Here is a 13,359-nt window from a genome sequence, read left to right as displayed (position 1 = left end):
ATACTGTCTTATATGCGAGTTTGTCCACAAGATGCTGAGTTCGATTGAGCTTATTGGCGGGTTTGTTGGAAATGCAGTCTTTGCAAACGCTAACTGAAATTTTCACGACGTCCCCATCGTCGCGGAAAATGATATCCAATGCCACCAAAGCGAACAGGGTAAGAAGGCTGGCGCGCGGGCTATATACCAAGGATCTAGATACTCCACTCGAAGACTATGTGCGTTGTCATCTTTGGGAAATTGTCACAAAGCTATATTCAGAACCTATTCTTGACGGTCGTACAGCGCTTCAGAATGGGCCAGACAATGATGGCAGCATCTTTCTCGTGGTCTCCGCCGGCTACGATACTTTTCTGCCTGGTTTTACAATTTATACCCGTCGGGGGCATGCACCGCTCTCAGACGACACCAGAGCCAGCAACGGCATATATATCCCTAGCTCGGCACGTGCCCTGATCGAAAACATGGTGACTTCCCGAGCTTCTTCACGTCGTATAGCGCGAACATACAGCCCGGCCGAAATCGAAGCATATCTTGAGAGCTATCTGGAGCGTCGTGGAGAAGATGCACTAAACCGACTGCGCGATCAGGTGCGCGCGGTTGGTAAGCAGTTGGGAATGATAAAGGAAGCTGAAAAGCTTGATCAGATTATATGTAGCCTAACCGTTGGAAGCAATGCCGTCCCGAAAGCTGCCGGGCGAACAAACAATGGCAAATCCCGGATTGATGCTGATCGCGTAGTCCTGTTTGAAAAGCTGTTCACGGCTCTGCACGAGTTCAACCCTGCAGATCGCTCAGTCTCTCCCATCGACCAAGCCAGCAATGAGTTGAGTGCTTTCTATGAGGCTTACTTTTCCAATTTCATTGAGGGGATCAAGTTCGACGTAGAGGAAGCGCGGGGCATCATCTTTGCAAGCAAGGTTCCTGAGGGCCGCATAGAGGATGCTCAGGACCTTATAGGGACATGGCAAGTGGTTTCCGATACGGCATGCAATTCAACACAACCAGCGAACTTTGACACCTTTCTTCGACAGTTGCGGTCAGATCATACCAGAGTCATGCAGGGGCGCTCAGGTAAGAACCCTGGTGTATTTAAGGCCAGAGCCAATATGGCTGGGGGCTATGTGTTTGTGTCTCCCGAAAAGGTGGTTGGCACCCTGAAAGAGGGATTTGCCATGCTTGATCAGCTTGAGGGTGGATTCAGGAGTGGTGTTTTTACGATGTTCCTGATCAGCGAGGTGCATCCCTTTGATGATGGCAATGGGCGGGTAGCGCGTATTGCCATGAACAGAGCGTTATCGGCAGACAATCAATCCAGGATCATTATCCCCGCAGTGTTCCGGGATCGCTATCTTGCTGCTCTGCGAAGCATGTCTCAAATGGGAAATACGACGGCCCTGATCCGTATGCTTGATTTTGCACATGTTTGGACATCTGAAATGTCTTGGCGGGATTGGGATGAAACGCGCAGCATTCTTGAGGTGTGTAATGCGTTTCTGGAGCCGGACAAGGCGAATGAACATGATCTGCGTCTGATGCGTCCGCGACAGGTTCGTCGCGTGCCGTAGGCCGGACGCGGACTCAATTCAAACTAGCGAGTGCAGTAAAGTCAGGTTCGGTTGACTAGATGATTTCTCGTCCGGCCCTGGGAGACGCCTCTAGCCATTCACTGTGTGCGTTTGCTTGCGCAAGTGCTTCAGGGTTTGTAGCGGCCAGAAGGTCGTCCAGCGAGTAACAAGGCGAGTCACCCCGACGAAGTAAGAGTGCGGCATCCTGAACTGAGGCAAAAAAGGTTTGCCCCTCTTTAAGGTTCAGCCTGGAAACCAGATCATCTGGTAATGTGAGAGCGAATTCACCATCTCGCTTTGAAATTTCACAGGAATACATTTTGGGGTTCTCACTGCTCAAACGTTCAAGCCGGATCGGATCTGATAGTTAGAGATGCTTTTGGGTTTTAAGCGTTCGGTCAATAGAGCTTCGTTGGCCGCAGGCTTCATTGGTTTGCACGAAACTCAAGCCAGGTATGAATGGTTGAAGTTCAACCCTGTGAAGAGATATTAGCATTTCCAGCATTTGAAGGCCATTCTTCATGCGAAGAGAGATAGGAGCTTCGTGCGGCACGCAAGCAGGGTTTTGTGGTAAAGTGGGTTCTATCAGGAGAGCATGCTGTTCCGTATTGATGCATGGTCAACGATCGAGGATGTGAGGGTGATGTCAACTTCTTCAGATCAGACAAAGCTGCGTGATGCTATTGATGCAGCGAAAAAACGGGGACGAAAACTGTCCGCCGAGATACTTGCTGGTGAGGAAATGAAAACCTCTGAGGAATTTGCTGCAATACTTGGAGTTTCAGTCGCAACTATGAACAGTAGGCGGCGTCGCGGGAAGCTGTTAGGCCTCAATGGTGCGGTGAAAGGATATCGCTTTCCGACCTGGCAACTCAACAAAGACGGGAAACCATACGTCATTCTTGACAAGCTGCATGATCGTTTGGGCGGTTCTTGGTCGGTCTATCGGTTGTTGACACAACATCATGGCGAACTTGATGGGTTGACGGGGCTAGAGGCATTGCAAAAAGGTCAGGATGCCCGGGTTGTTGATCTGGCTGAGACGGTTGGGCGGGACTTTAGTTGACATTACATCTGCCAGTCTTTGCAGCAAAGTAAGACAGGGTTTGTGCCTTCTGGAAAGCAGGATTTCGCATATTCGCAATAGCACTTGACGCGGGCCGGAACATCGCTAGTTTACCAACCGCATTGAGCTATAGAGGCATGCTTCTTCGCTCAATCAGGGCCTGTAGCTCAATTTGGTTAGAGCCGACCGCTCATAACGGTCTGGTTGCGAGTTCAAGTCTCGCCGGGCCCACCAACCCTCTTCTAGACGAGGGCGTGTCTCCACGGTCCAATGTTGCTGATTGCTGAGTAAGTTTCTACTGTTAGCCTGTGATCGCTTCAGTGCCCCAATCAGTCTTGGATTCGGTTGAAGCCATCCATGTCGTTAAGTCGCTCCCTACTTCTGCTTTGAACCCAATGGAGAGCAAAAACTCCTTAAACATTTCAAGAGTCAGGTAAGCGGCGCAGGTGCCTGAGTACGTATTCTTCAGGCCGTCCCAATACAGAAGGAGCTGATCTTGGAGATGTTGCTCATATCCTGATGGCAGGGTCTTCACGCAGATTACGCAATCCGATGGCACGATAGGCTGATCAAAGTAACCGAAGCACACCTTGTCTTTGGTTGGTCGTGCTACCCTTGGAAGCATAACTACTGGGCCTGAGACTAGCCTACTCTGCTTTGATGCATTAAGTTTACCCTTTGTTATCTTTCCGTCACAAAGATTAGTTGTATGTATCAGACTTGGACGTTCAGTGCATTCTGAGGACGCAGAAACAGGGTGCGTGCCTCTCATTATGATCACATTATAGTCTCTGGTTGCGGCTACTAGTCTTCCAATTGGGTGGGGTTCAGTCGTTGTGCAGCTATGTTGCCGTTTTGAGATTCTCACCAAATGGATTGTGACCGATGCTTCTCTAAAGCGGGGCCGTGCATAGGGACCAAAGTCCTCCAATATATGGTGTCGCGTGAGCGCCTCGCGAGCTTTACTGTCTTTAGAACTGAGTAGGCAGGAGCGTGGTACAATCGCTAAAACTTCCCCTAAATCACTAAGGTATTTGCAGCTTCCTAGAAGGAATGCCATAGCTTTGCTACATCTCAGTTTCTCATCTTCAAAGACTGTTGTTACAAACTCTGAACTTTTGCAAGAGAATGGGGGGTTGAGTAATACTAGATCAATTCTTCCAAGTATGTTTTTTGTCTTGAGTAGACATTCCTCGGATAAGAAGTCGCACATGTAAGCCTTGAGGTTCGGAGCAAGTTCTTTTGTCTCCTTAAGTGCATGTGGATCAATGTCTACACCAAAGATTTCGGTTTCTGGCCATTCCAAATATGCTGCGGATATCAATGATCCACCTCCTACGGAAAAGTCCGCGATAGTGCGCGGACGTTCTAATTGGCAGAGTTTGACAAGGTCGTTAGCCAATAAGCGTGGGGTGTAATAATCATCTCTCATCAGTTCATGAACTCACTTACACCGTAAACAAGGCATTTATCTAAGCCTTCTGTTCTGCCTAGTTTTCTCTTTACGTGATCATAAATAATTTCCGAGCGATCTTGATTTTTGATCGCGAACAGAATTGCCCCCAATGCATGTGGTTTTGTGCCTATCAATCCAAGTTTTATAACGTGATCAGGATAATTTCGGGATAACTCTTCAATTCGGTAATATGCGCTGAAAGGGCAGTTGGACTTGGCAAATTTTACACGTGTATAGGCCTCGGATCTCTGCAAGGGAGCTGCATTCCCGAGATAGGCACTGAAGGGATACTCTTGTCTGAAGCCCGGAACACCAATAACTGGGAAAATTTTTCTGTCTTCCGGTTGCACTGTTTCAAACATATAAGAAAATCTAGTTCCTTCAAATCCTAGCAGAGGAATGAAGCATGCGTTTTCATCGGGAAAGTCATGGAATGAAGAGAACATCGGAAGTGGCGAAATTCCCTCTATCTTCTCACTTAAGTCATATATGTTCCCAATTTTAGGCTCTAGCGTTCTCAGATAGCTGGTTGGCTCAAGATAGACTACTCTCGTGCTTTTTTGTAATTCAAGTGCACATTTAATTAGTGCTGCCCACGTTGAATGAAGTAAGCCAGTTATGTCTATAAACACAGTTTTATGATGTATTTTTTGGAATAGATCCTGAATTGAATCATAAGATCTAAGAGAATAGTCTTCTTCAGATGTCTGCCTGCATGAAAAGCTATATTGGCTTTCGTTTTCAATCTTGTAAAAATTTACGCCATCGGAACGGCTCTGTAGCAGTGTAGCGAATTCACTGCGGGGTTCGTCTGTCGCTCCATAGATGTATGCGCTTTCTCTTGGTGGAGTGAAGCTATTCACATCATCGTATTCTTTAGTGAAAAGAGGGCGATTAACTGTCATGGCTATAGAATGCTTCGAAAAGTTGCATCTGTTGTGGGTAGTCCTCTGCTTCTTCCACGCCGTGTTTGGAGACTATTTCTTTAATCCACTTTTTCGGCTCCGAAATTAATCCGAGAAACTGTGTCGAGTTTATTTGAAATTTTCTTTTCCTTCTGTGGCTGTACTCGAAGAACGGCGCAAATATAGGATGAATTGCATAGTCCCAGGATTTTGTTTCTAGCTCCATTCGTTTGTTGCTTGCTGTTCGGACTAGCGCTAGATGCATTACTGCGGAATCCAGTAGGTTCAGTACTTCATCTGGAATTGTTTCGTTGTCCGCAAAGTGAAATTGCGTATACTCCGGTGCGTGATGCTTGGGGTTTGAGGCAAATGTTTCAAATACCCTGCCAAGTCCAAGGAGAAGTTTCGTAAGTTGAGCGCCATTTACAGAAAGACCTTCAAGTTCTGATAGGTTTTTCTTCGCTACGCTAATTGCGGCGGTTGTTTGTATTTCATGGCTAATGGGTAGTGTATTGGTGCTGTGCTTTAAATTAAAATATATTGCTCTATTTATTAGTTCCAGTAAATACCTAATGTTTCCATTGGATAGTAATACATATGTGTTCCATCCGCAGTAGTACTTGCTTATTTCGGATTTCTTTGATTTAATAGTGAATAGCATTGAGAATCTGTAATTTTCGTATCTTTCTTTCCACTTCCTTTTGTGGGACTTTCTGTAATTTAATACTGATTTCAGTGTTTCTTGTTTGTTGTCAGCCCAGAATTCAGCAAAATACAGCTCAAGGTCTGAAATCTGAGTGAGGTTTTCGTCGAGCCCATAGTCCGCAATGTATTTTTCCCTAATTTTCTCCGCTATAACTGAAACCCCTAGCCGCTCTGCTTCCTCTTGTGAAGAAAGGGCCGGTAGAAGTTGATCTAAGCTCGTGATATTAGACAGTTCTGGAGCCTCTTTTGCTCTAAGCAAGCAGACGCTCTCCGCAAAGTCCTTGAACGTATCTGTGTCAAGTCGTTGGGAAATGTCGATGCGTTCATAGTCTGCTGGGCTAATTAGTTGCTCGCTCGAGTTGTGTGTTGTTCGACGTCTCCAGCCGAGTTCTTTTACGCCAACCTTGAAGGTGTAAAAATCACCGCAATGTTTTATGAGGGTGTTGAATATTTCTTGTTGATAGTCGAGAAGATTTTCGTATTCATCAATTACGAAGAAAAAGGATTTACCGCGAAACTGAGGTAGATTTAATAATGCTTCACTAAGCTCATCTACAGGTTTTCCTTGTATGGATAGTTCCGGTAGTTTGGTTGAAGAAAGGTTGTTTAGTAAGTTTTCGAAGCGACGTAGTCCGTTTCGGGTATTCGTGGCAAGCTCTAGCTGTGTATTCGACGGTTCAACGAAAAGTGACGAAGAAATGTCGAGGCATATTTCACTTGGTAATGTTGTTGCTTTCTCGTCACGATCTAAGTACCAATTTGCGAACTTCAAGAGTTCGTTACAAAGCATCATATTTACGTAGTGAGCGAATATCTGAGCCCATTTTCGCTCGGTAAGTTCTGGTCCCCGAAAAGCGGTCACACGGTTGGTGTTGACTTTGTAGTAGAAGCCGAAATACGGCCACTCAGAAGGAGGTTTTGGGGTGGGTTGTCTCTGCTCAAGACGGTCCTTCCCGTCGTAAGAAAGGCATTTCAATACCGTCGTCTTTCCAGTTCCGCGTCCTCCCAGTAGAATGCATGGACGATGAGTTTCGAGTTCGGGGAAGTAAGACGGCATGGCAAAAAGATCATATACAGCGGCATTAAGATACTCCGCCCGAAACATGCCAAACGGTTCATTAAGTATTGGTCGGCTTTGTTGCTCGCTTGTCATCTGCGTGTCACCAAAGGTTTCCAGTTGTCGTTCTCTGTGAAGAAAATCGGGAGGCTTGCGTCAGGGGTGGAGTGTTCAAATGCTAGGCCGAGTCCAAGTTCGTGGAAGCCTTTCCAATCATTCTCGTCACCATTGGAGTCCGTATAGCCTAGTTTCTTCGAGTACTTTTCTATAATTGCAATCCCTTGATTTCTCTTATCATTCGGCCACATCCCGCTATCACTTGATATCCAATTGTATTCGTTGCCGATGAGGTTTCCTGTGGACAGAATCACGTTTGGGAAATCCCGCAAAATCCTGTCATGACCAAGTTTTGTCACCGCAACATTGCAGTAATAGATATTAGTGTTATTGGCTGCGCAAAGCTTGTAGATGCTTTTGCCGAATGTGTGTGGCTTTTTCGAAGTTCTTGTTAGCGTTTTGGTGAATTGCTCACCTGATCCAACAAAATCGTCGACGAATACTATTGGGCGCGCGCTTCCGTGGCTCAATAAATGGATAGCGTCTTCAAGTTCAATAAGTTGGCATGGATCTATCCCTAGTATTTGACGAGCTTTTCGGGCGAATATATAGCCGCTGTCTGAAGGATTGGGTTGTTCACCCTGAACTGGTACAATTAGACAATTGTCCATGAAGCGGTGCCATGATTGGTGGGCTTGGGTAAATCCTATCCAATCTGTTCGCATTAAATTCGAAATGTTCTGAAATGCAGCTAAAAACTGAGCGTCTACGATTTGATCATTTAAGTAGAGAAACTGGCTAACCATATGAGCTGCAAATGGACGGTCATCACGTTCAAAATTTGACAGCCATGGCTCAACACTGATTTTGCTGAACGGCCAAGCCTGTAATGCTGTTAATTTCTCGCAGCACTCCATAGCAAAGTTCTCGTTACCAAAGTCAAACAAGATAGCTCCTTTAGAAAGCTAGATGCAACTTTCCATTGATCGGTTGATTGCCATTATCCCTTATTAAGGTATTTGTTATGCTGCGCAAATTCAATGTAGTAGTTATGTTGCAACTAGCCAAAGCTTTCGACAGTACTGATACTCAAGGCGTACCCAATGGCTCTATTTTGTCATAATTCGGGGCAATGGCGCTCTTTGCTCTTTGGGGGAGGCATATAGAGGCTAGTCAGCGACGTCAGCATTGGCGGAAGAAAAGTGTTTTGGTCATAACCTCGACAAATTTGCCACAATATTGCCGCTTGACCGCAGTGATCCTTCAAGATAACCATTGCGCTGCAACATTGTGATAGGATTCTCCTTTTGCGGATCATCTCGTGCATACTTTCGGTTATCATCGCGTTGACAGTAATGCTGTCTGGCGCTGAGGCCGTGCATGCCAAAGCCGCTGATATTAACAGTGGCCATCACAGTGTTGTCTCCGTCATGGCTGACAGTAGTTCTCACACACAGGATCCATCGCACAACGATGTTTGTGGCATGGCTGTTTGTGGTCCCTATGTGCAGCAAATGTCTGGCAACTGGAACGCTGCACCTGTTTTGTTGTCTGTAAAGTACTGGGCAAAAGACAGAACGCTCTCGCCTGCAGAGCTTGATGTTAGCGTCAAACCTCCCCGCACCTAAGATATTCAGTTCCTTATCTAAACTGCATTCGTGACGTAATCTGTCGCTATGAGTCCGATCACTGACTCTGTGTAAGGTTTGCGTAACGAGATCCTTTATACTGAATTATCTCGGGAGCATTTTCATGCCCAAATACACTACTTCTGTCCTTCGCCTTGCTGTTGCTTCCGCCCTTGCTATGGGTAGCCTTGCCGGTATCCAGACTTCTGCATTTGCTGGTGCAGGTCATAGTGGCGGTCATAATGATGGCGTCGAAATCGGAGCGCCTGGCGATATCTCTGATGTTCGCCGGACAATTCGGATCACGATGGAAGACAATTTCTATGACAAGGAAAAGATTGTTGTTCGCGGCGGCGAAACCGTTCGTTTTCTAGTCGAAAACAAGGGTGAATTCGTTCACGAGTTCAACATTGGCACCGCAGCCATGCACGCGGACCATCAAAAAGAAATGATGATGATGATGGAACATGGGGCCCTTGAAGCAGACAAAATCAACATGGACATGATGGAAATGGACATGGGGAACGGCGAAACCATGAAGCACAACGATCCGAACAGCGTGCTTCTGGAGCCGGGTGATTCTGCCGAGGTGATCTGGACCTTCCCGAAAGACGCAGAACTTGAATTTGCGTGCAATGTACCAGGCCACTACGAGAGCGGCATGGTCGGTAAAGTTCGCCTGCAGTAACCACTGCGCAGGGTCTCGCGCCAGAGGGAATCCCTCCCTGTTGCCTCTGGCGCACCTCAACCATCGGAGATCATGAGAATGAGAAAACTTCTTGGGCGTGCCCTTTTGGGGGCGCTAAGCACTATTGCTGTGTCAACAGCAGGGTATGCGGCAACCTATAATCTGTCTGTCGATTACGTTACCATCGACACAGGTGATATGAAAACCAAAGCAATTGGCTATAACGGGTCCTCGCCCGGTCCGACCTTGCGCCTCAAAGAAGGCGAAGATGCCGTCATCAACGTGACGAACAACCTGGACGAGACTACATCTATCCATTGGCATGGGTTGATCCTTCCCTACCAGATGGACGGTGTGCCGGGCATCAGCTTCACCGGGATCGAACCGGGCGAGACTTTTACCTATCGCTTTCCTGTCAAACAGAGCGGGACCTATTGGTTTCACAGCCACTCTGGCTTCCAGGAACCAGATGGCGCTTACGGCTCAATTGTTATCGAACCCGAAAAACGCGAGCCATTCAAGTTCGACCGTGAATATGTCGTTGTTCTGAAAGACAAGCACCCTCATTCCGGGGCGCGTATTCTGCGCAACCTAAAGATGATGCCGGACTACTACAACCGTAACCAACGCACGCTCGGAGACTTCATCTCCGACGTTTCGGAAAACGGTTTGGGAGAAACTCTCTCTGAACGTGGAGACTGGGGCAGCATGCGCATGATGCCAACAGATATTGAAGACGTTCAGGGCTTCGTCGGCCTCATCAATGGTAAATCACCGGAACAAAACTGGACCGGACTATTTGAGCCAAACGAACGTGTGCGCCTGCGCTTCATCAATGCATCGGCGATGACTTACTTCGACGTCCGCATTCCGGGACTTGAAATGACTGTTGTCCAGGCCGACGGCAACAATGTTCAACCGGTCAAGGTTGATGAATTCCGCATTTCGGTTGCAGAAACATACGACGTGATTGTTCAGCCGACAGCTGAAAAGCCGTATGCAATCATGGCCGAATCAATGGGACGCTCGGGTTATGCATTCGGATCGTTGTCGCCGCAAGAAGGGTTGAAAGCTGAAATGCCAGCCAGACGCATGGACGCTCCGTTGCTGACAATGGCGGACATGGGAATGGATCACGGTAGCATGGCCGGAATGGATCATTCTTCGATGGGCAGTGGTAACGAGAACGGTATGGCTGGAATGGACCATTCGAATATGGCCGGAATGGATCATTCTCAGATGGGAATGTCCAAAGATGATCCCTTCTATGCCGCTGGAAGTGGTTTGACACCAAAAGCAGCCAATGGCGGAAAGTTCCTCTCTTATGCCGACCTGAAGGCACAGAAGCCTTTGTACCCTGAACGGCCTGCAACGCGTGAAATTGAACTGCGCCTTACCGGAAACATGGAACGCTATACGTGGTCAATCAATGGCGTCAAATATGAAGATGCAGAACCTATCCGCTTGAAATATGGCGAACGGGTGCGCTTCAAGTTCGTCAATGAGACCATGATGTCACACCCGATGCATTTGCACGGGATGTGGTCAATCCTCGATACTGGCAACGGTAAATGGGATCCGGTTAAACACACCATCAATATCAACCCTGGCATGACCGTTTATTCGGAAACCGAAGTTGATGAACCTGGGCAATGGGCTTTCCACTGTCACCTTAGCTATCACATGGCTTCTGGCATGTTCCGAAAAGTGGTTGTAGAGGGCGGTCCAGCCGTCGCGGCACTTGAGAATGGAGTTCAATAACAATGAAAACACTAACTTTGGCCGCGATTGGTGGTGGTGTTCTTTCCACGATCCTGTCCTTCTCGTTCACTGCCAAAGCAGACAATCACATCTTTTATGGCATTCAAATGGAGCAGTTTGAATACCGCTCTGGTGACGAAGGGGAAAATCTTTTCGTTTGGGATGGTGATGCATTTGTTGGCACCGATGAACTGAAGTTACGTTGGCAAGGCGAAGGCGAGCGTGATCTCAAAAACGACCTTTACGAAAACTTCGAGAACAGACTGGTCCTGCAAACACCAATCAGCGACTTTTTCGATGCCAAAGCCGGTATTCGTCTGGATACGCCAAGCACAACAGATCGTTGGTATGGAACCGTTGGAATCATGGGGCTTGCTCCTCAATGGTTTGAAGTCGACGCTGATCTGTTTGTCAGCGAGACCGGAGACGGCAGTGCGCGGCTTGATGTTGAGTATGAAGGCTTGCTGACCAATCGTTTAATCCTCACACCTTCGCTTGAGCTGAATGCTGCGTTCTCTGACGATCGCGAGATTGAGGTCGGACGCGGGTTTTCAAGCGCAGAGATCGGACTGCGGCTTAGCTATGACCTCATCGACCGTGCCGTTGCACCGTATATCGGGGTTGCCTATGAGCGGAAACTCGGCAAAACCGCAGACTTTGCAAAAGACGAGGGCGAAGATTACGAGGCAACTTACCTCGTAACCGGTCTCCGCCTTCTTTTCTAAGCATCACACGACAGGGAGGACTTTCCTCCCTGTCTGTTTTGCCGAACCTTCTCAAGGAACCTAACTACAATGATGGAAATCGTCCACGATATGGGGCATCGCTTGACGCACTACATATCAAGCGATGCACACTGGTGGGTTCATCTTGTATTCCATTTGGTGGTGTTTGGGGTGCCGGTTGCGCTAATTATTATTCTCAGCGCGACGGGATACAGGGCTTTAAGACGCCGCAGATCTGTTCTTGCGCAACAGGCTCAAAAGCCCTCGGCAAAGAGCGGAACAGCGCTCCTGCAGTACATATTCAGAGCTTCATGGAAGCGGCAGATAAAACTGGGGCTACTGGCGACGGCCTCTTTGCCGGCTCTTTACATGAGCCTCGAGCTTCCGAAGTTGATCATCAACAACGCCATTGAGTCAGGACATTTTCCAGTTACCTATTTAGGAATGGAGTTCTCTCAAACGATGGCTTTACTTACTCTCTGTCTGCTTTTTTTATTGGCGATTGGCGTGCATGGCTGGCTGAAATATCAGGTTAATTTGCAATCCGGTGCGCTGGCAGAACACATGTCACGCCGCCTACGGCTTGATATTTCAAAATTCAGCTTTCGAAAGCCATCCCCCAAAGGAGGGGAATTGATTCCGGTTATTGTGCAGGAGGTAGAGCCCGTAGCTGGATATGCTGCAGAGTCGATTGTGCTGCCTTTGTTACAAGGCGGTACATTCCTGACGATTCTGACTTTCATGCTCGTGCAAGATTTGGTTTTGGGCATCGCCGCAACCGCACTGTTGCCGCTTCAGATTTTTGTCATCCCCAGATTCCAGAAGAAAATTAATGCTTTGTCTCGAACGCGGCTGAAGGAAGTCAGAGTTCTCGGCGAGAAGATAGGGAACATCTCAAACGATAACCAGCCAGGTGCCCGGGATATTTACGGGTCATACAAGCGACTTCACGACCTTCGTCTCTCTATCCACAAGAACAAGTTCGCCATGAAGTCTTTAAACAATTTCATATCACAGATGACGCCCTTCTTCTTTTACACAATTGGAGGGTATCTGGTGATAAAAGGCGATCTCACGCTCGGGGCTCTAATCGCAGTATTAACTGCATACAAAGACATGGGCGCTCCGCTAAAAGAGCTCTTTCGCTACTATCAGGCGCAAGCCGATGCTCACGTCAGATACTCCGAAATCAAACCTTACATCTCAAAGGAAATCAACAGTACGGACAACCGGCTTGCAGATGTAACGGTTCTGTCTGAAGTCGGTTAAAAAAAACGTCCCCTTAATTGAGGTAGGTCAACGTAACTCGATATTTAAGGGCATAAGTGTTACGTTACTGCCCAAAGGAAGTTTGATCAATGAATGCACAGCAAGCACTAATACGCGCCGTACTGATCCTGCTCGTCGGGATTAGCGCTATAATGCTTGCTCCCCATATTGCAGTCGCGTCGACTGGATCTTTTCCTGCGCATTCTGCAGAACTCAATGGTTTTGACGTTGAACACCAGCATGACCTGGCTTCGTGCTGCCCTCAGGTTTCTTGTCACTCCACATCAGCGGTCCTTACCGAGATTATCCTACCGGTTTCCGAGTTTTCCCATGTACAGAACGGGATAGAAGAAGTGTCCCTTCAGCCGGTATCTCGGTCATGGATTTTCCAGCCTCCCATATCCTGATCCTCCCGAACAAATAGCGAATAACTGTTCTGGGTTCTGCACCTGCCGATGGCATGCGTACAGATCG

Annotated in this window: 10 protein-coding genes and 1 tRNA gene; 7 read left to right on the top strand and 4 right to left on the bottom strand. The window is 47.6% G+C overall.

The window, feature by feature from the left end:
• Positions 1-44 precede the first annotated feature (44 nt).
• The 3 genes from IT893_RS15260 (at position 45) to IT893_RS15250 (ending at position 2,868) form a co-directional block, all read left to right on the top strand.
• A complete protein-coding gene (locus tag IT893_RS15260) occupies positions 45-1,568 on the top strand; it encodes a Fic family protein (RefSeq protein ID WP_197145755.1) in 1,524 nt (507 codons plus the stop codon).
• A 595-nt stretch (positions 1,569-2,163) separates the two neighbouring features.
• A complete protein-coding gene (locus IT893_RS15255; RefSeq protein ID WP_197145753.1) occupies positions 2,164-2,634 on the top strand; it encodes a hypothetical protein in 471 nt (156 codons plus the stop codon).
• 156 nt (positions 2,635-2,790) lie between these two features.
• A tRNA-Ile gene (locus IT893_RS15250) sits at positions 2,791-2,868 on the top strand.
• 67 nt (positions 2,869-2,935) lie between these two features.
• Here the strand turns inward: IT893_RS15250 and IT893_RS15245 are convergent.
• Genes IT893_RS15245 through IT893_RS15230 form a run of 4 tightly spaced genes read right to left on the bottom strand, consistent with a single transcriptional unit; the run spans position 2,936 to position 7,761 of the window.
• The gene (locus IT893_RS15245) at positions 2,936-4,066 is read right to left on the bottom strand and encodes an N-6 DNA methylase (protein ID WP_197145751.1); all 1,131 of its coding nucleotides are present in this window, start codon (positions 4,064-4,066) and stop codon (positions 2,936-2,938) included.
• Positions 4,066-4,995: a hypothetical protein gene (locus tag IT893_RS15240; RefSeq protein ID WP_197145749.1), complete on the bottom strand. Its 930-nt coding sequence runs from the start codon at positions 4,993-4,995 to the stop codon at positions 4,066-4,068. Before IT893_RS15240 ends, IT893_RS15245 begins: the two co-directional genes overlap by 1 nt.
• Complete coding sequence (locus IT893_RS15235) at positions 4,985-6,853, bottom strand: hypothetical protein (protein WP_197145747.1); 1,869 nt, start codon at positions 6,851-6,853, stop codon at positions 4,985-4,987. Before IT893_RS15235 ends, IT893_RS15240 begins: the two co-directional genes overlap by 11 nt.
• Positions 6,850-7,761 carry a hypothetical protein gene (locus tag IT893_RS15230; protein ID WP_197145745.1) on the bottom strand — a complete coding sequence of 304 codons (912 nt, stop codon included), beginning with the start codon at positions 7,759-7,761 and terminating at the stop codon, positions 6,850-6,852. Before IT893_RS15230 ends, IT893_RS15235 begins: the two co-directional genes overlap by 4 nt.
• A gap of 805 nt (positions 7,762-8,566) precedes the next feature.
• Here IT893_RS15230 and IT893_RS15225 point away from each other — a divergent pair.
• The 4 genes from IT893_RS15225 (at position 8,567) to IT893_RS15210 (ending at position 12,885) form a co-directional block, all read left to right on the top strand.
• Entirely contained in the window at positions 8,567-9,130 is a 564-nt protein-coding gene (locus IT893_RS15225; protein ID WP_120226108.1) for a plastocyanin/azurin family copper-binding protein, read from the top strand.
• A 78-nt stretch (positions 9,131-9,208) separates the two neighbouring features.
• On the top strand, positions 9,209-10,891 hold the full coding sequence (locus IT893_RS15220) for a copper resistance system multicopper oxidase (RefSeq protein ID WP_064781635.1): 1,683 nt from the start codon (positions 9,209-9,211) through the stop codon (positions 10,889-10,891).
• Positions 10,892-10,908: 17 nt separating this feature from the next.
• On the top strand, positions 10,909-11,616 hold the full coding sequence (locus tag IT893_RS15215) for a copper resistance protein B (RefSeq protein ID WP_252723974.1): 708 nt from the start codon (positions 10,909-10,911) through the stop codon (positions 11,614-11,616).
• A 69-nt stretch (positions 11,617-11,685) separates the two neighbouring features.
• Positions 11,686-12,885, top strand: a complete 1,200-nt coding sequence (locus IT893_RS15210) for an ABC transporter ATP-binding protein (protein WP_064781636.1) — start codon at positions 11,686-11,688, stop codon at positions 12,883-12,885.
• Positions 12,886-13,359: the final 474 nt, after the last annotated feature.

It is taken from the genome of Thalassospira sp. A40-3, assembly GCF_015871485.1.
In the GTDB taxonomy this organism is placed as follows: domain Bacteria; phylum Pseudomonadota; class Alphaproteobacteria; order Rhodospirillales; family Thalassospiraceae; genus Thalassospira; species Thalassospira tepidiphila.
The sequence above is the reverse complement of the archived record's forward strand: the minus strand, read 5'-3'. Positions and strand labels throughout refer to the sequence as shown.

Bases quoted from the DNA above. Each gene is read 5' to 3' on its own strand.
- IT893_RS15255 (WP_197145753.1), top strand. From the start codon at position 2,164: ATGCTGTTCCGTATTGATGCATGGTCAACGATCGAGGATGTGAGGGTG.
- IT893_RS15245 (WP_197145751.1), bottom strand. From the start codon at position 4,066: ATGAGAGATGATTATTACACCCCACGCTTATTGGCTAACGACCTTGTC.
- IT893_RS15240 (WP_197145749.1), bottom strand. From the start codon at position 4,995: ATGACAGTTAATCGCCCTCTTTTCACTAAAGAATACGATGATGTGAAT.
- IT893_RS15235 (WP_197145747.1), bottom strand. From the start codon at position 6,853: ATGACAAGCGAGCAACAAAGCCGACCAATACTTAATGAACCGTTTGGC.
- IT893_RS15225 (WP_120226108.1), top strand. From the start codon at position 8,567: ATGCCCAAATACACTACTTCTGTCCTTCGCCTTGCTGTTGCTTCCGCC.
- IT893_RS15220 (WP_064781635.1), top strand. From the start codon at position 9,209: ATGAGAAAACTTCTTGGGCGTGCCCTTTTGGGGGCGCTAAGCACTATT.
- IT893_RS15210 (WP_064781636.1), top strand. From the start codon at position 11,686: ATGATGGAAATCGTCCACGATATGGGGCATCGCTTGACGCACTACATA.